The 17253-nt window shown below is 65.6% G+C and carries 11 protein-coding genes and 3 rRNA genes (1 of these 14 running past the window's edge); 4 read left to right on the top strand and 10 right to left on the bottom strand.

Features of this window, described 5'->3' with window-relative positions; genetic code table 11:
* Positions 1-5: 5 nt before the first annotated feature.
* The 3 genes from ctaD to ACZK4Z_RS01780 are packed head-to-tail and all read right to left on the bottom strand — an operon-like array spanning position 6 to position 3123.
* Positions 6-1613 carry a cytochrome c oxidase subunit I gene (gene ctaD, locus ACZK4Z_RS01790; RefSeq protein WP_004153896.1) on the bottom strand — a complete coding sequence of 536 codons (1608 nt, stop codon included), beginning with the start codon at positions 1611-1613 and terminating at the stop codon, positions 6-8.
* 59 nt (positions 1614-1672) lie between these two features.
* Positions 1673-2635 (bottom strand): cytochrome c oxidase subunit II, encoded by a 963-nt coding sequence (coxB, locus tag ACZK4Z_RS01785; RefSeq protein ID WP_125895785.1) that lies wholly within the window; start codon positions 2633-2635, stop codon positions 1673-1675.
* A gap of 11 nt (positions 2636-2646) precedes the next feature.
* On the bottom strand, positions 2647-3123 hold the full coding sequence (locus ACZK4Z_RS01780) for a DUF2244 domain-containing protein (protein WP_004153894.1): 477 nt from the start codon (positions 3121-3123) through the stop codon (positions 2647-2649).
* A 274-nt stretch (positions 3124-3397) separates the two neighbouring features.
* On the opposite strand from ACZK4Z_RS01780, the gene putA reads away from it, so the two are divergent.
* Positions 3398-6616 (top strand): bifunctional proline dehydrogenase/L-glutamate gamma-semialdehyde dehydrogenase PutA, encoded by a 3219-nt coding sequence (gene putA / locus ACZK4Z_RS01775; RefSeq protein WP_125895784.1) that lies wholly within the window; start codon positions 3398-3400, stop codon positions 6614-6616.
* 118 nt (positions 6617-6734) lie between these two features.
* Here putA and pnuC read toward each other — a convergent pair whose 3' ends face one another.
* Complete coding sequence (pnuC, locus tag ACZK4Z_RS01770; protein ID WP_032129718.1) at positions 6735-7307, bottom strand: nicotinamide riboside transporter PnuC; 573 nt, start codon at positions 7305-7307, stop codon at positions 6735-6737.
* A gap of 142 nt (positions 7308-7449) precedes the next feature.
* The gene (locus tag ACZK4Z_RS01765; protein ID WP_032129717.1) at positions 7450-8799 is read right to left on the bottom strand and encodes an outer membrane protein transport protein; all 1350 of its coding nucleotides are present in this window, start codon (positions 8797-8799) and stop codon (positions 7450-7452) included.
* Positions 8800-9025: 226 nt separating this feature from the next.
* On the opposite strand from ACZK4Z_RS01765, the gene ACZK4Z_RS01760 reads away from it, so the two are divergent.
* Positions 9026-9718: a rhomboid family intramembrane serine protease gene (locus ACZK4Z_RS01760; protein WP_019662230.1), complete on the top strand. Its 693-nt coding sequence runs from the start codon at positions 9026-9028 to the stop codon at positions 9716-9718.
* A gap of 83 nt (positions 9719-9801) precedes the next feature.
* On the opposite strand, the gene ACZK4Z_RS01755 is transcribed toward ACZK4Z_RS01760, so the two are convergent.
* Positions 9802-11274, bottom strand: a complete 1473-nt coding sequence (locus tag ACZK4Z_RS01755) for a S41 family peptidase (protein WP_478451139.1) — start codon at positions 11272-11274, stop codon at positions 9802-9804.
* 108 nt (positions 11275-11382) lie between these two features.
* A complete protein-coding gene (locus tag ACZK4Z_RS01750; protein ID WP_010484243.1) occupies positions 11383-12681 on the bottom strand; it encodes a murein hydrolase activator EnvC family protein in 1299 nt (432 codons plus the stop codon).
* 95 nt (positions 12682-12776) lie between these two features.
* Between ACZK4Z_RS01750 and ACZK4Z_RS01745 the strand changes: the two genes are divergently transcribed.
* Both ACZK4Z_RS01745 and ACZK4Z_RS01740 read left to right on the top strand, forming a co-directional pair.
* The gene (locus ACZK4Z_RS01745) at positions 12777-13439 is read left to right on the top strand and encodes a DUF4097 family beta strand repeat-containing protein (RefSeq protein WP_032129713.1); all 663 of its coding nucleotides are present in this window, start codon (positions 12777-12779) and stop codon (positions 13437-13439) included.
* Between the two features lie 86 nt (positions 13440-13525).
* Positions 13526-15241, top strand: coding sequence for a M28 family metallopeptidase (locus tag ACZK4Z_RS01740; protein ID WP_049421206.1), 1716 nt, complete (start codon positions 13526-13528; stop codon positions 15239-15241).
* 382 nt (positions 15242-15623) lie between these two features.
* Here the strand turns inward: ACZK4Z_RS01740 and rrf (ACZK4Z_RS01735) are convergent.
* The 3 genes from rrf (ACZK4Z_RS01735) to ACZK4Z_RS01725 form a co-directional block, all read right to left on the bottom strand.
* Positions 15624-15738: ribosomal RNA gene (gene rrf / locus ACZK4Z_RS01735) — 5S ribosomal RNA — on the bottom strand.
* 134 nt (positions 15739-15872) lie between these two features.
* Positions 15873-15987: ribosomal RNA gene (rrf, locus tag ACZK4Z_RS01730) — 5S ribosomal RNA — on the bottom strand.
* Positions 15988-16114: 127 nt separating this feature from the next.
* Positions 16115-17253 (bottom strand): 23S ribosomal RNA (locus ACZK4Z_RS01725); it runs 1741 nt beyond the window's last position.

The raw sequence follows: 17253 nt of genomic DNA, 5'->3' as shown, positions 1-17253 counted from the left end.
CCACCTCAATGCGTGATGTCGTCATGCGCCAGATCCCCCGGGCGGATGGTCGGCGGCGTGGTGAACGTATGCGCCGGTGCCGGCGACGGCAGCGTCCACTCCAGGCCACGCGCACCTTCCCAGGAACGGGCCTCGGCCTTCTCGCCATTGCGCAGCGAGGACAGCAGGATCGCGGCCATCATGAACGGGGTGACAAACATGCCGAACGCGCCGATCGAGCTGATCAGGTTCCAGTCGGCGAAGGCCACGCTGTAATCGGGAATGCGGCGCGGCATGCCGGCCAGGCCGAGGAAGTGCTGCGGGAAGAACAGCAGGTTGACGAATACGATCGACCACCAGAAGTGCACCTTGGCCCACTTCTCGCTGTACATCCGCCCGGTCCACTTCGGCCACCAGTAGTACACCGCCGCGATCAGCGCGAACACCGCGCCGGTCACCAGCACGTAGTGGAAGTGCGCGACCACGAAGTAGGTGTCGTGGTACTGGAAGTCAGCCGCCACGATCGCCAGCATCAGGCCGGAGAAGCCACCGATGGTGAACAGGATGACGAACGCCACCGACCACAGCATCGGTGCCTCGAACGTCAGCGAGCCACGCCACATGGTGCTGACCCAGTTGAACACCTTCACCCCGGTCGGGATCGAGATCAGCATGGTGGCGAACATGAAGTAGATCTCGCCACCCAGCGGCATGCCCACGGTGAACATGTGGTGGGCCCAGACGATGAACGACAGGAACGCGATGGCGGCGGTGGCGTACACCATCGCCTGGTAGCCGAACAGCGGCTTGCGGCTGAAGGTCGGGATGATCTCGCTGACCACGCCGAAGGCGGGCAGGATCATGATGTAGACCTCGGGGTGCCCGAAGAACCAGAAGATGTGCTGGTACATCACCGGGTCACCGCCACCGGCGGCGTTGAAGAAGCTGGTACCGAAGAACTTGTCGGTCAGCAGCATGGTCACCGCACCGGCCAACACCGGCATCACCGCGATCAGCAGGAACGCAGTGATCAGCCAGGCCCAGCAGAAGATCGGCATCTTCAGCAGGTCGATGCCCGGCGCACGCATGTTCAGCACGGTGGCGATGATGTTGATCGCGCCCATGATCGAGCTGATGCCGGCCACGTGGATGGCGAACACGCTGAAGGCGACGTTGTAGCCGCCCTGCAGCGACAGCGGCGGGTACAGCGTCCAGCCGCCGGCCGGCGCACCACCGGGCAGGAACAGGGTCAGCAGCAGCAGGCTGAAGGCCACCGGCAACAGCCAGAACGACCAGTTGTTCATGCGCGGCAGCGCCATGTCCGGCGCGCCGATCTGCAGCGGGATCATCCAGTTGGCGAGGCCGACGAAGGCCGGCATCACGCCGCCGAAGATCATCACCAGCGCATGCACGGTGGTCATCTGGTTGAAGAACTCGGGCTTGACGAACTGCAGGCCCGGCTGCGCCAGCTCAGCGCGGATCACCACGCTCATCGCCGCACCGATGATGAACATGATGAAGCTGAAACCCAGGTACAGCGTGCCGATGTCCTTGTGGTTGGTCGAGAAGAACCAACGCTCGAAGAAACTCTGCTGGTGATGGTGATCGTCGTGCCCAACTGCCGAGTGCGCCATTGCAAAACACCTCTCAGAATCGGTTGTCACCACGGCCGCGAACGGCCGCGGGCTTTACATCACGCTCCGTTGGCCGCGGTGGCAGGCGCGCTGCCCGCTTCTGCAGCAGCAGGCGCAGCCGGTGCCTCGCTCGCCGGTGCAGTCGGTGCAGCCGGTTCGGCAGGTGCCGCCGGCGTTGCCGGCTCGGCGGGCGGCGCCGGCTTGCGCTGCGCCAGCCACTGCTTGAACTCTTCCTTGGACACCGCCTCGACCACGATCGGCATGAAGCCATGGTCCTTGCCGCACAGCTCGGCGCACTGGCCGCGGTAGACGCCGGGCTGCTCGATGCTGGTCCAGGCCTCATTGATGAAACCGGGGATGGCGTCCTGCTTCCAGCCCAGCGCCGGCACCCACCAGGCGTGGATCACGTCGTCGGAGGTGATGACGAAGCGCACCTTGGTATCGACCGGCAGCACCAGGCGGTTGTCGACATCCAGCAGGTAATGCGGGTGAGTCTCGCGGGTCGGCACGATGCCACTTTGCCGCACGCGGTCGGACTCGCGGTCCAGGCGGCTGGTGAAGGTGACGTTCTCGCCGAGATATTCGTACTTCCACATCCACTGGTAGCCGGTGACCTTCACCGTCATCTCGGCATCGCGGGTGTCGTACATCTTGATCAGGTTGGCCGTGGCCGGCCATGCCATCACGATCAGGATGATCACCGGGATCACCGTCCAGATGATCTCGGCCTTGGTGTTGTGGCTGAAGGTGGCGGCGACCGCACCCTTGGATTTGCGGAACTTGAAGATGGCGTAGGCCATCGCCCCGAACACGATGACGCCGATCACCGTGCAGATGATCAACGAGAGATTGTTCGATTCCCAGGCCAGGCGCGAGGTCTGGGTCACCCCCTTGCCCATGTTCAGCTGCCACGGCTTGGGATCGGCCGCCTGGGCCCAGGCCAACGCCGGCATCAGTCCCCCGGCCACCATGGCGGCGACCGCTGCAACGCACTTCGTGCCCCACCTGCTGCTTTGCTTCATTGCCTAGACCCTTAGCGTCGTCGGTTGCCGCCATCGCTGGCGGCGAGCAAGCTTTCAAGTGTCTCTGCGAGCGTCTGACGTTCGGCCGGCGCGAGGAAACTCCCCACCTCCACCTGCCGGCCGCTGGATGCCAGCCGGACCCTCTCGTCGTCGGTGAGCAGGCGCACCCAGTGGGGGTGGGCCCGGAACACCGGCGATCCACCGGGTACGGGGATGACCTCCACGTACGCCGGCACTACCCGGATCTCCTCCTGCCGTTCACCACTGCGCCACAAGGCACGCAGTGCCGCCGCCAGCACCAGGCTGTACAGCAGCGCGAACAGGGGGGCGAATGCATTGCCGGCCAACCACCCGAGGGCGGACACCAGCCACATCGCACCCGACAACACGGTGAACAACAGGACGAACTGCCGGGCATCGAGCGCCCGTGGGGGACGCAGCCGCAGCTGCGTACCTGACCCATCCGGAGCTGGAAGCACCTCGATCATGTCGCAACCGCGTTCCTGCCGCGGGAAACGTCTCGATGGTAGCCCCGCCCTCTCGCCGGTAGCAAGGGTGCATTCACACTTTTTACCATGCTGCAACACAGCATGAGGTCGGCGGTACGAATGACGAATTCAGCACAAATTCTGCCGAGCTTGCTGAACACGCTGAATCCACCGCAGCTAGGGGCTATCAGCGCTTCACGAAGGTGGCTGATGGGCACTTCCGCAACCCGCAAAAATGATTAAAATCGCCAAGTTTTCCACTGGCCGGACCGGCATGAACGCACCTTCCTCCTCCCCTGCCGCCCACGACGCTCCGCGTCCCGGCGCGCTGCTGTCGCCGGAACTGCCGGCGCCCCCCAACCCGTTCCGCCAGGCCATCACCGATGGCTGGTTGAAGGACGAGGCCAGCCACGTGCGCGAGCTGCTGGCGCAGGCCCGCCTGCCCGCCGAAGAGCAGGCCAAGGTGCAGGCGCTGGCCGCCGACCTGGTCGGCCGCGTGCGCGTGCGTGCCAAGGACCAGGGCGCGATCGAAGCCTTCATGCGCCAGTACGACCTGGGCAGCGAGGAAGGCGTGCTGCTGATGTGCGTGGCCGAGGCGCTGCTGCGCATTCCGGACCAGGACACCGCCGACAAGCTGATCCGCGACAAGCTGGCCGATGCCGACTGGGAAAAGCACCTGGGCGGCAGCGACTCGGTGCTGGTCAACGCCTCCACCTGGGGCCTGATGCTGACCGGCAAGCTGGTGCAGATGAACGACGCCACCCGTGCCGATGCGCCCAGCGCGTTCAAGCGCCTGGTCGGCCGCGTCGGTGAGCCGGTGGTGCGCCTGGCCGTGCGCCAGGCGATGAAGATCATGGGCCACCAGTTCGTCATGGGCCGCACCATCAGCGAAGCGCTGTCGCGCTCGCACAAGGGCGACAACGCGAACTACCGCTACTCCTTCGACATGCTGGGCGAAGGCGCGCTGACCATGAAGGACGCGCTGCGCTACCTGGAAGACTACCGTCGTGCGATCCACGCCATCGGCGGCGACCACAAGGCACGCGGCGGCCGTCCGGACGGCGACGTCAACAACGCGCCGGGCATCTCGATCAAGCTGTCGGCGCTGTACCCGCGCTACGAGCACGCCAAGCGCGAGCGCGTGCTGAAGGACCTGGTGCCGGGCGTGCTGGAACTGGCACAACTGGCCAAGAGCTACGGCATCGGCTGCACCGTCGACGCCGAAGAGTCCGACCGCCTGGAACTGTCGCTGGACATCATCGAGCAGGTGTTCTCCGACGCCTCGCTGGCCGGCTGGGATGGCTTTGGTGTGGTCGTGCAGGCCTACCAGAAGCGCACGCCGTACACGATCGACCACCTGGCCGACATGGCGCGCCGCGCCGGTCGCCGCCTGCAGGTGCGCCTGGTCAAGGGCGCCTACTGGGACGCCGAGATCAAGCGCGCGCAGATCGAAGGCTACCCGGGCTACCCGGTGTTCACCCGCAAGCAGAACACCGATGTCTCCTACCTGGCCTGCGCCAAGCGCCTGTTCACGCATGCCGACGCGATCTACCCGATGTTCGCCACGCACAACGCGCACACCATCGCGGCCGTGCGCAGCATCGCCAATGGCGGCGTGTACGAGCACCAGAAGCTGCACGGCATGGGCGACGACCTGTACGCCGAAGTAGTGCCGGCCGATCGCTTGAACCTGCCCTGCCGCGTGTATGCGCCGGTCGGTTCGCATGAAGACCTGCTGCCGTACCTGGTGCGTCGCCTGCTGGAAAACGGCGCCAACTCCAGCTTCGTCAACCGCATCACCGACGAGCGCGTGCCGATCGCCGACCTGATCCGCGATCCGGTCGAGATGGTTGCTTCGTTCGAATCGATTCCGCATCCCAAGATCCCGCTGCCGGTTGACCTGCTGCGCAGCCAGAACCACGACAGGAAGAACTCCATGGGCGCCAACCTCGCCAACGACAACGAACTGCGCGCCCTCGCCGAGCAGATCAACGCTGCAGTGAAGCCGTGGCAGGCCGCCCCGCTGGTGCCGGGTGCGAACCCGGCCGGCGCCGCGCTGCCGGTGACCAATCCGGCCGACACCCGCGAAGTGGTCGGCCAGTGGCTGGCCGCCGATGCCGCCACCGTGCAGAAGGCCCTGGCCAACGCCGTGGCCGCGCAGCCGGCCTGGAACCGCACCCCGGCCGCCAGCCGCGCCGCCATCCTCGAGCACGCCGCCGACCAGCTGGAAGCGCGCATGCCGGAGTTCATGGCGCTGTGCGTGAAGGAAGCTGGCAAGAGCCTGCCCGACAGCATCGCCGAAGTGCGCGAAGCGGTGGACTTCCTGCGCTACTACGCCAAGCAGGCGCGCGAGCAGTTCAGCCACGCCGAGAAGCTGCCAAGCCCGACCGGTGAGTCCAACGAGCTGCAACTGCACGGCCGTGGCGTGTTCGTCTGCATCAGCCCGTGGAACTTCCCGCTGGCGATCTTCCTGGGCCAGGTCGCTGCCGCCCTGGCCGCCGGCAACAGCGTCATCGCCAAGCCGGCCGAGCAGACCAACCTGATCGGCTACTACGCGGTGAAGCTGCTGCACGACGCCGGCGTGCCGGCCGAGGTGGTGCAGTTCCTGCCGGGCGACGGTGCCACCGTCGGTGCCGCGCTGACCGCCGACCCGCGCGTGGCCGGCGTGGCCTTCACCGGCTCCACCGACACCGCCCGTGCGATCAACCGCGCGATGGCCGCACGTGACGCCGCCATCGGTGTGCTGATTGCCGAGACCGGTGGCCAGAATGCCTTCATTGCCGACTCCTCGGCACTGCCGGAACAGCTGGTCAAGGACGCGATCGGTTCGGCCTTCACCTCTGCCGGCCAGCGTTGCTCGGCCGCGCGCGTGCTGTTCGTGCAGGACGACATCGCCGACAAGGTGATGACCATGCTGGCCGGTGCGATGAAGGAACTGAAGGTCGGCAACCCCGGCCTGCTGTCCACCGACGTCGGCCCGGTGATCGACGCCGACGCGCTGAAGATCCTGCAGGACCACGCCGAACGCATGGACCGCGAAGCACGCCTGATCGCCGCTGCCGAACTGTCCACCGAAGCCGTCAATGGCACCTTCTTCGCACCGCGTGCGTACGAACTGAAGGACCTGGGCCAGTTGCAGAAGGAAGTGTTCGGTCCGGTCCTGCACGTGATCCGCTGGAAGGGCGACCAGCTCGACGCGGTGATCGACCAGATCAACGCCACCGGCTACGGCCTGACCCTGGGCGTGCATTCGCGCATTGACGAGACCGTCGACCGCATCAGCAACGGCGTCCACGTCGGCAACGTCTACGTCAACCGCAACCAGATCGGTGCGGTGGTCGGCGTGCAGCCGTTCGGCGGCCAGGGCCTGTCCGGCACCGGCCCGAAGGCCGGCGGCCCGCACTACCTGCTGCGCTTCGCCACTGAAAAGACGGTAACGGTGAACACCACCGCTGCCGGCGGCAACGCCTCGCTGCTGACCCTGGGCGACTGATCGCCCGGTTGATGCGGTGAACGAAAAACCCCGCGAAAGCGGGGTTTTTTGTGCCTTTTTTCCTGTAGTGCCGAGCCCATGCTCGGCTTGCACGGTGCAGCCGAGCGTGGGCTCGGCGCTACACCCGCATCAGGCCGCGCCAATGACGCAACGCCACCAGCGCGTTGATCCAGAAGCCCACATACAGGATCGAGGTCAGGTGCAGGCCACGGCTGTAGTACAGCGGCACTGCCACGGTGTTCACCAACAGCCACACCCACCACGATTCCAGCTTGCGCCGCATCATCAGGATCTGCGCGATCACGCTCAGCACCAGCACCGCCGAATCGATGTAGGGCGCGTAGGCGTTGGTCAGGCGGGTCAGCATCCAGCCGTAGCCGAACGTGGCCACCACCGCCAGCGGCGCCAGCCAGGCCCATGCACGCGGTCGCAATGAGGTGATCGGCAGCGGCGCACCGTGATCGCCACGCAGCCACTGCCACCAGCCCAGCACGCTGATGGCAATGAAGAAGAACTGCAGCACCATGTCCGCGTACAGATGTGAGCGCTCGAACACCGCGGCAAACAGCGCACAGCCGACGATGCCCAGCCACCAGGTGTGCACGTTGTTGCGGCCGGCCAGCAGGATCGAGCCGGCGACGGCGATGTTGGCAGCCAGCTCCAGCTGGAAGTTCGGATCGGACAGGTTCATGGCGCTATTGTCGTGGATCCACGCCGTGGATGGCTGCGCTCTTCAGTAGATCCACGCCACGCGTGGATGGCCCGTGGTCACAGAAAAAGAAAGCCCCGCTTGCGCGGGGCCTTCCGTGTGCTGCGTCAGGCCGAGGCCCGAATCAGAACTTGTACTGGAACGAAGCCGCCAACACGTCGCCACGGACCTTGTACTTGCCCGACAGCGAGTTGCCCTGGTTGGCAGTGGTCGCACGCACGTTCACGTTCGGATCGCTGGTGAACAGGTGGGTGTAGCCAAAGTTGTACTCGGTGTTTGCCGACGGGGTCCAGCCCACGCCCAGCGACAGCCACTTGCGGCTGGTATCCGGCACGCGCACGTCGCGGTGGGCGTCGGTGGTCGGGGTCTGGTCCAGTGCAACACCACCGCGCAGGGTGACGGTGTCGCTCAGCTTGTAGTCGGCGCCCAGCGACACGAAGGTGGTGTCACGGTAGCCGAACTCCAGGACCGAGTCCGCCTGCGGCGACGCGTAGTCGACGGTGACGCTGTCAAAGGCGGTCGACCAGGCGGTACGGGTCACGTCGCCCATCACGGTCCAGCGGTCGTTGACCTTGTGGGTCACGCTCAGGGTGGCCGAGGCCGGCATGGTCACCGTGGCCTTGCCGCTGGTGTCCATGAACCAACCGCGGGTACGCGGCGAGTTGGTCAGCAGCGAACGTGCGCGGTCGGCGCCGCTGAAGGTCGCATCACCACCGGTGATCTTGTGCTCGACCTTCGAACGGTAGCTCAGGCCGATGTGGGTGTTCTCGTCGATCGAGAACAGGCCACCGACGGTCCAGCCCACGGCATTGTTGTCACCCTCGATCTTCAGGGTGCCATCCGCGCTGCCCGGGGCGAAGCCCGGAGCGCCGGCGCCGGCCAGGATGCTGCCGTAGTCGACGGCGTTGCTCAGCTCGATGGTCAGGTGCTCGACGAACACCGACGCGCCGAACGACACGTACGGGTTGACGTCATACGACGCGGCGAAGCCAAGGTCGATGGCCTTCAGATCGGTCTTCAGGCCGCTGTAACGACCCACCCAACCGTTGTCGTATTCGGTCTTGAAGCCGAACGGTGCGGTCAGCGACACACCGAAGTGGGCCTTCTCGCCGATCGGCATGTGGAAGTACGCAGCCGGGACCGGAGCGATCATGCCGGCGTCGCCGCCGTCACCACCGGTCTGCGGGCGGCCTGCCGCATTGCGGCCCTGGCCCTTGAACTCGGCCTTGAAGCTGATGGCGCTCAGGTCGCCCTGGACCATCGTGCCTTCCAGCTGGCGCATGCCGGCCGGGTTGACGGCGATGATGGAGGCGTCGCCTTCGGCGCTGCCGGAACCGGCGAACGCGCGGCCGAGGCCCTTGGCGCTGTTTTCCTTCAGCTGGAAGGCGGCAGCGTTGGCATCGGCGGCGGCCAGCGCACCGGCAACGCCGACGGCCAGCAGGGTCAGACGGGCAATGGTGGAAGCGGTTTGCATCGTAGTTCTCTCTCCGGTAAGCGGTGATGGTGCTCTGAGTGCGCCTGCGCCCGGCAGGCCTTGGGGCCCTTCGGAGCGCGCCGGATTCCCCTCCCGACATACGACGCCGTATGCGAGTATTACCCAGAGCTGTTAATGAAACAATAACAGCGCAGGCGCTTTTTTCGTCCCAGAAGCTGAACAGGACAATCCCCGCCGTAAGCGCCCGCACGCTAGGCTATTGCCCATGTTCGTCTCCCTCCCGTCGCGCAAGAAGGCGGCCCTGCGCTGGGCCACGCCCGTGCTGTTTGCGGCACTGTGGCTGGCGTTCCTGTGGTCGATCTCGCGTCCGGACGACGCCCGGGGCAGCCTCTGGCTGGACTGGGGCGCCCTGTCCACCGGCCTGACCCACCCGCTGGACTGGTGGGCGACCCTGCAGGACGGCAGCGTGCTGCGGCTGTTCACGGCCCTGTTCCTGCACGCGGACTGGTCACACCTGCTGGGCAACCTGGTATTCCTGCTGATCTTCGGCCTGCCTGCTGAGCGGGTGCTGGGCCCGTGGCGGCTGCTGCTGCTGTTCCTGGTCGGAGGCGCGGTGTCCAACCTGGTGGCGATCTACACCATGGGCAGCCCGGACCAGATCATCATCGGTGCCAGCGGCGCGGTGTCCGCACTGATCGGCGCCTATCTGGCCCTGTTCCCGGGCGCCCGGCTGGGCGTGGTCATTCCGCTCGGCCTGTTCCTGGAGTTCGTGCGCGCCCCGGCCTACCTGCTGATCGGCGTCTGGGCCGCCCTGCAGGTGGTGTTCGCCCATATCGGCCCAAGCTTCGGCATGGTGGCCTGGTGGGCGCACATCGGCGGCTTCGTGTTCGGCGTGGTGTACGGGGTCTACGTGCGGGCGGCCATCGCCCGCCGCCTGCGCAAGCGCCACGGCTTCTGACCCCTGGTAGTGCCGGCCGCTGGCCGGCTCCACGCGCACCCGCTCGTTCTTGGATCAGTCGAGCACGGCTCGACTCTACAGAATCAGGGCTTGGCCGGGACGGGTGCGGGCTTCGCTTCCGGCTTCGCTTCCGGCTTCGCTTCCGGCTTCGCTTCCGGCTTCGCTTCTCCCTTCGCCTCCGGCTTCGCGGCAGCGGCCTTCGCAGCCTTGGCCGCATCCACTTTCGCCGCTTCGGCCTTCAAGCGTGCAGCCACCGAACCCGGGTTCTTCAGCTCGGCCAGCGCGTCGTTGATCGGGCCATCGCCCGGCAGTACCGCACCGGCGTGATAGCCCTCGGTGCCCTCGTCGTCACCGCGCAGATGGCCCGGCAGGGTCGCTTCGCTGTAATCGCTCAGGCTGGCCGGCAGTGCATCCTCGGCCGGCGTAGCGGCCGGCTTCAGTTCGACCTCCGGCACGATGCCCGTGGCCTGGATCGACTTGCCGCTGGGCGTGTAATAACGCGCGGTGGTCAGCTTCACCGAGTCACCGTTGTCCAGCGGCAGCACGGTCTGCACCGAGCCCTTGCCGAAGGTGCGGCTGCCAACCACGCGGGCGCGCTTGTTGTCGCGCAGTGCGCCGGCCAGCACTTCCGAGGCACTGGCCGAACCGGCGTCGACCAGCACCACCACCGGTGCGCCCTTCAGCAGGTCGCCCGGCGTTGCATCGAAACGTGCATCGCTGATGCTGATGCGGCCGCGGGTACTGACGATGTTGCCCTTGTCGAGCAGGTCGTCGGCCACCTGCACGGCAGCGGTCAGCAGGCCACCCGGGTTGCTGCGCAGGTCCAGCACCAGGCCCTTGAGCTGGCCACCGGACTGCTTCTGCAGCTGCTGCACGTGCTTCTGGAAGTCCGAACCGGTGTCGGCCTGGAAGGTGCTCAGGCGGATGTAGCCATAGCCCGGTTCCAGCAGGCGGCTGCGCACGCTGGTCACGCGGATGGTCTGGCGGGTGAGGCTGACATCGAACGGCTTGGGCTTGCCTTCGCGCACGATGGTCAGCACCACCTTGCTGCCGGCCGGGCCGCGCAGCGGTTCGCTGGCATCGATCGCGCTGATCGGCTTGCCGTCGATGGCGATGATCAGGTCACCGGCGAGGATGCCGGCCTTGGCCGCCGGCGTGTCGTCGATCGGCGAGATCACCTTCATGCTGGCGTTGTCTGGCTGCTGCTGCAGCTCAACGCCGATGCCTTCGTAGGCGCCGCTGGCCTGTTCGTCGAAGGCCTGCGCGTCTTCCTTGTTGAAGTAGGTGCTGTGCGGGTCGAGGTCGAGCAGCAGGCCACGCACCGCTGCCTGCATCAGCTTCTTGTCATCGACCGGATCGACGTAGGCGGCCCGCACTGCGTTGTAGACGGCCACGAAGCGGCGGATGTCCTCCAGCGGCACCTTCGAGGTCACCGCCTCCTCGCTGCTCGCTGCCTGCCCGCCGGTTTCCTGGCTCGGGGCGGGCGCGGTCTGCTGCGCCCAGGACAGCGCTGGCAACAGGGCCAGCAAGAGGGTGGCGGTACGGGCTGCGCGCATGGATCACTCCTGTCGACGGTGGCATGGTGCCCAAGGCACATGCACCGATTATGCGCGAAGCACAGCTAAATTCCCGTTGAATCCAGCCCGCACCTGGCGAGCGGGGATTCAGCGCCGCTGCAGCCAGCTGTCCGGATTCACCGGTTGCCCGCCACGACGCAGCTCGAAGTACAGCGCGGTGACCCCTTGGCCCCCCGAGTTGCCGACCTTGGCCACCGCATCGCCACGGCTGACCCGTGCACCGGCGTCCTTGAGCAGGGTGTCGTTGTGGGCGTACAGGCTCATGTAGCCATTGCCGTGGTCGACGATCAGGATCATGCCGTAGCCGGTCATCCAGTCGGAGAACACCACGGTACCGTCGGCCACAGCGGTGACGGTGCTGCCGGCCGGTGCGCCGATCAGCACGCCGCTGCTGGTACGCCCGTCAGGCAGCTTGCCGCCGTAGCGGGCCAGCAGGTTGCCGGACAACGGCCAACCCAGGCCCCCCACCTTCGGGGCCGGTGCGGAAGCCACCGCCGGCGGAACCTTGGTGGGCGGTGGCGGCCGTCCCTGTGCCGCGGCCTGGCGTGCGGCACGTTCGGCAGCGGCCTTCTCCGCTGCCGCACGGCGCGCAGCCGCGCGACGCTCGGCCTCGGCACGGGCGGCGGCCGCACGCAGATTGGCCAGCAGTGTTTCCAGCGCCTTGGCGTCCTGGCCCAGCGCCTGTTCCTTCTCGCGCTGGTCCTTGAAGCGCTCGTCCAGCGAGGCCACGGTCTTTGCACGATCGCGGCGGTCGGCTTCCAGCGCCGCTGCCTGCTGCTTCTGGTCCTGCTGCGCCCCCTGCAGCTTCTGCTTGCGCTCGGCAATCTGCGCCTGCAGCGCTTCCAGTTCCTTCAGGTCGGCGGTCAGCGTGGTGATGCGCTGGGCCCGCTCACGCTGCAGGTAGCGGTGGTAGGCCAGGGCACGGTTGGCATCGGCCACCGTGTCCTGCGACAACAGCAGTTTCAACGGTGCATGGTTGCCCAGCTGGTAGGCCGCGCGCAGCAGGCCGGCCAGCTCGCGGTGCTGCTGGGCGAGGTTGGCCTGCAACGTGCTGCGGCGCTGTTCGGCCTCGGCCAGGGCCCTTCCCTGCTCGCGCAGCGCGGTTTCGGTCTGCGCAAGCGCACGGCCGGTGCGGGCCACCTTTTCATCTGCCTCACGCAGCTGCTGTGAGGCCTGGCCGCGCTGGCCCTCGATCTGCCGACGCTCCTGCGCCACGCCCTTCAGCTCACTGCGCAGCTTCTGCAGCTTGCGCTCGGTCTCGCGCGTGGTCTGCGCGGCGCCCGGCAGCGGCAACGCCAGTGCCAAAGCCAGCCCCAACAGCAGGCAGCGCCCGCCGCGAGCAGCGGCGATGTGATGTCGGCGTGATGGGAAGGCGTTGTTGCGCAAGGGCTTTCCAGTGACTTCAGGCAGTTGCAGGGGGTACCGGGGAATGGTGACATCTCCGCACGCGGCCTGCCAGCCGCACATCCATCGAGGTCCCCATGAAAGCTCTCTCCATTCCGCTGCTGTTGGGCGTACTGCTGGTCACCGGGCCAGTGGCAGCGCAGGAAAACATCAGCAAGGTCAACGGCAGCATCAGCGCCGAACCCGGCCAGCGCTACGGCAAGCTGGACACCGTCAACGGCGGCATCCGCGTCGGCGAAGGCGTCGAGACCGGCAGCATCGACACAGTCAACGGCGGGGTCAAGGTCGCCGATCGCGCGCGCACCGGCAAGATCGAAACGGTCAACGGCGGCGTACGCCTGGGCCGCGAAGTGATCGCACACGGCAGCGTCAGCACCGTCAACGGCAGCATCTTCAGCGATCGCGGCAGCCAGATCGAAGGCGGCGTTGAAACCGTGAACGGTGGCATCGGGCTGGTCGAAAGCCGCGTCGGCAACGACGTGGAAACCGTCAACGGTGACATCACCGTGGGCATCGGTTCGCAGGTCAAGGGCGGTGTGCACGTGCGCAAGCCAAACTTCAGCGTCTCGCTGACCGCCAGCCGCAAGCCACGCGTGATCATCGGTCCGAATGCCGTGGTGGACGGCCCGTTGCAGTTCGAACGCGAGGTGGTGCTGTACGTGCACCGCACGGCCCGCATCGGCCCGGTCACCGGCGCCGAGCCGATCCCGTTCGACACCGAAACCGCTCCGGCGGACTGAGCACACCGCGCCCATCGGTTCGGTGATACTCGCTGTTACCGGTCGTACACGTGGTGCGGCCGCCCTTTGTTTTCCAGGAATCGACGATGCCCCGCAAACTCCTCCTGTGCCTGGCCGCTGCGGCCGCGCTCAGTGCCTGCAAAGGCGAAGACACGCCGGCGCCCGCGCCGGCCACCGACACCGCCGCTGCCAAGCCGGCGGCCCATGCGTTCTCGCCGGAGATCAACGCCGGCGACTTCGCCGAGATGGTCAAGACGCTGGCTTCGGATGAATTCGAAGGCCGCGCCCCGGGCAGCAAGGGCGAGGAACTGACGGTCAACTACATCCGCGACCAGATGCAGCGCATCGGCCTGCAGCCCGGCAACGGCGACAGCTGGTTCCAGGATGTGCCGATGACCGAGACCACGGCCGACGAATCGACCGTGCTGAAGATCACCCAGGGCGGCAAGACCACCGAGCTGAAGTTCGGCACCGACATGGTGGTGGGTACCCGTACCGGCCAGGCCGAGGTGAAGGTCGATGCCAGCGACCTGGTGTTCGTCGGCTACGGCGTCGACGCGCCGGAGCAGAAGTGGAACGACTACGCCGGCCAGGACTGGAAGGGCAAAACGGTCGTCATGTTCGTCAACGACCCGGGCTTCCATGTCGATGACGCGAAGCTGTTCGACGGCAAGCGCATGACCTATTACGGGCGCTGGACCTACAAGTTCGAGGAGGCTGCGCGAAAGGGCGCCGCTGCCGCGCTGATCGTGCACGACACCGCCGGCGCTTCCTACGGCTGGGATGTGGTGAAGAACTCCTGGGCAGGCCCGCAGTACGACCTGCCGGCCAAGGATGACCCGGAAGCCCGCATTCCGGTGCAGGGCTGGCTGAGTGCCGACGCTGCCAAGGCGCTGTTCGCCGGTGCCGGCCTGGACCTGGCGCAGGCCTACAAGGACGCCAGCAAGCGCGGCTTCAAGCCGGTGCCGCTGAAGGCCACCGCTGCGGTCGATCTGAAGAGCCAGATCGCGCAGAAGCAATCGCGCAACGTGGTGGGCGTACTGCCGGGCAGCAAGCGTGCCGACGAGGCCGTGCTGTACATGGCGCACTGGGATCACCTGGGCAAGCACGAGGGCGAGACCGGCGACAACATCTACAACGGCGCGGTCGACAACGCGACCGGCGTGGCCGGCATCCTCGAGGTGGCTGAAGCCATGGCCCACCAGGAGCCGAAGCCGGAGCGCTCGGTGGTGTTCCTGGCGGTGACCCTGGAAGAATCCGGCCTGCTGGGTTCGAAGTACTACGTTGCCCATCCGACCTTCCCGCTGGACAAGATCGCCGGCGTGATCAACATCGATGCGATGTCGGTGGCTGGCCGTGCCAAGGACGTGACCGTCACCGGCTTCGGCAGCTCGGAGCTGGAAGACATCCTCAAGCCGCTGGCCGCGGCCCAGGACCGTACCCTGCACGGCGAGACCTCGGTACAGAGTGGCTTCTACTTCCGTTCCGATCACTTCAACTTCGCCAAGGCCGGTGTGCCGGCCCTGTACGCCGATGGCGGCGAAGACCTGCGCGAGGGTGGCGTGGACGCGGGCCGCAAGGCTGCAGCCGACTACGGCGCCAACCGCTACCACGGCCCGAAGGACGAGTTCGATGCGGCCACCTGGAAGCTGGACGGCACCGTCGAAGACCTGCAGCTGATGTACGGCGTCGGCAAGGAACTGGCCGGTGGCGATCGTTGGCCGAACTGGTACGAAGGCAACCCGTTCAAGGCAGCCCGCGACGCGATGATGAAGGACAAGGCCCCGGCTGCGGCGAAGTAGCGTCGAGCTTGCTCGACTGAGTACTGAAGCAAGCCAAGGCGGCGCCCGCAAGGGCGCCGCTTTTTTGTGTGTGATCGCGCCCTGCAGTTTTAGATGCCAACCTTGGTTGGCGCCGTGGTTCCGTGCAGAGAGCATCCACGCATGGCGTGGATCTACTTGTAGTGCCGGCCGCTGGCCGGCAAACGATCGCTGTGTGGGCCAGCTGTTGGTGGCTGCCAACCTTGGTTGGCGCCGTGGTTCCTCACGGAGGGCATCCACGCATGGCGTGGATCTACCGGGCGATGTAACGCCGTCGGGTTGCCGGCCAGCGGCCGGCACTACCCGCATTTCGCGCGCACAAAGAAAAACCCCGCTGCGTGAGCAGCGGGGTTTTGGGTGTAAACCCTGGCGATGACCTACTCTCGCATGGCTTGAGCCACACTACCATCGGCGCAGCTGCGTTTCACTTCCGAGTTCGGGATGGGATCGGGTGGTTCCACAGCGCTAATTTCACCAGGGAGACGGTTGCAGCAGCGCTTGCAGCGCCAGCTTCGCGATCTTGCCCTTGGGGCGGAAGGCACCCGGAAAATGCAGTGCCTTCACTTAATAAGAAAAACCCCGCTGCGCATGCAGCGGGGTTCTCGGGTGTAAACCCTGGCGATGACCTACTCTCGCATGGCTTGAGCCACACTACCATCGGCGCAGCTGCGTTTCACTTCCGAGTTCGGGATGGGATCGGGTGGTTCCACAGCGCTAATTTCACCAGGGAGGCGGTTGGAGCGTCGCCATCCGATACAGCTGGATAAGGCGCCTGCCTCTCGTAGTTCTTGTGACGTAGCGTGCACTTGGATGCTCTTACGACGTTGTCGTAAAGCCAAGGCAACTTGAGGTTATATGGTCAAGCCTCTCGGATCATTAGTATCAGTTAGCTCAATACATTGCTGTACTTACACACCTGACCTATCAACCACGTAGTCTACATGGTTCCTTCAGGGGGCTTGTGCCCCGGGAGATCTCATCTTGAGGCGCGCTTCCCGCTTAGATGCTTTCAGCGGTTATCGCTTCCGAACATAGCTACCCGGCAATGCCACTGGCGTGACAACCGGAACACCAGAGGTTCGTCCACTCCGGTCCTCTCGTACTAGGAGCAGCCCCTCTCAAATCTCCAACGCCCATGGCAGATAGGGACCGAACTGTCTCACGACGTTCTGAACCCAGCTCGCGTACCACTTTAAATGGCGAACAGCCATACCCTTGGGACCGACTACAGCCCCAGGATGTGATGAGCCGACATCGAGGTGCCAAACACCGCCGTCGATATGAACTCTTGGGCGGTATCAGCCTGTTATCCCCGGAGTACCTTTTATCCGTTGAGCGATGGCCCTTCCATACAGAACCACCGGATCACTAAGTCCTAGTTTCCTACCTGCTTGATCCGTCGATCTTGCAGTCAAGCACGCTTATGCCTTTGCACACAGTGCGCGATGTCCGACCGCGCTGAGCGTACCTTCGAGCTCCTCCGTTACTCTTTAGGAGGAGACCGCCCCAGTCAAACTACCCACCATACACGGTCCCCGACCCAGATAATGGGCCCAGGTTAGAACGTCAAGCACGACAGGGTGGTATTTCAAGGATGGCTCCGCTGCAGCTAGCGCCACAGTTTCATAGCCTCCCACCTATCCTACACAGACGAACTCAACGTTCAGTGTAAAGCTATAGTAAAGGTTCACGGGGTCTTTCCGTCTTGCCACGGGAACGCTGCATCTTCACAGCGATTTCAATTTCACTGAGTCTCGGGTGGAGACAGCGCCGCTGTCGTTACGCCATTCGTGCAGGTCGGAACTTACCCGACAAGGAATTTCGCTACCTTAGGACCGTTATAGTTACGGCCGCCGTTTACTGGGGCTTCGATCAAGAGCTTCGCCTTGCGGCTGACCCCATCAATTAACCTTCCAGCACCGGGCAGGCGTCACACCCTATACGTCCACTTTCGTGTTTGCAGAGTGCTGTGTTTTTGATAAACAGTCGCAGCG

Source organism: Stenotrophomonas sp. 71799_Sma (assembly GCF_056482505.1).
The sequence above is the reverse complement of the archived record's forward strand: the minus strand, read 5'-3'. Positions and strand labels throughout refer to the sequence as shown.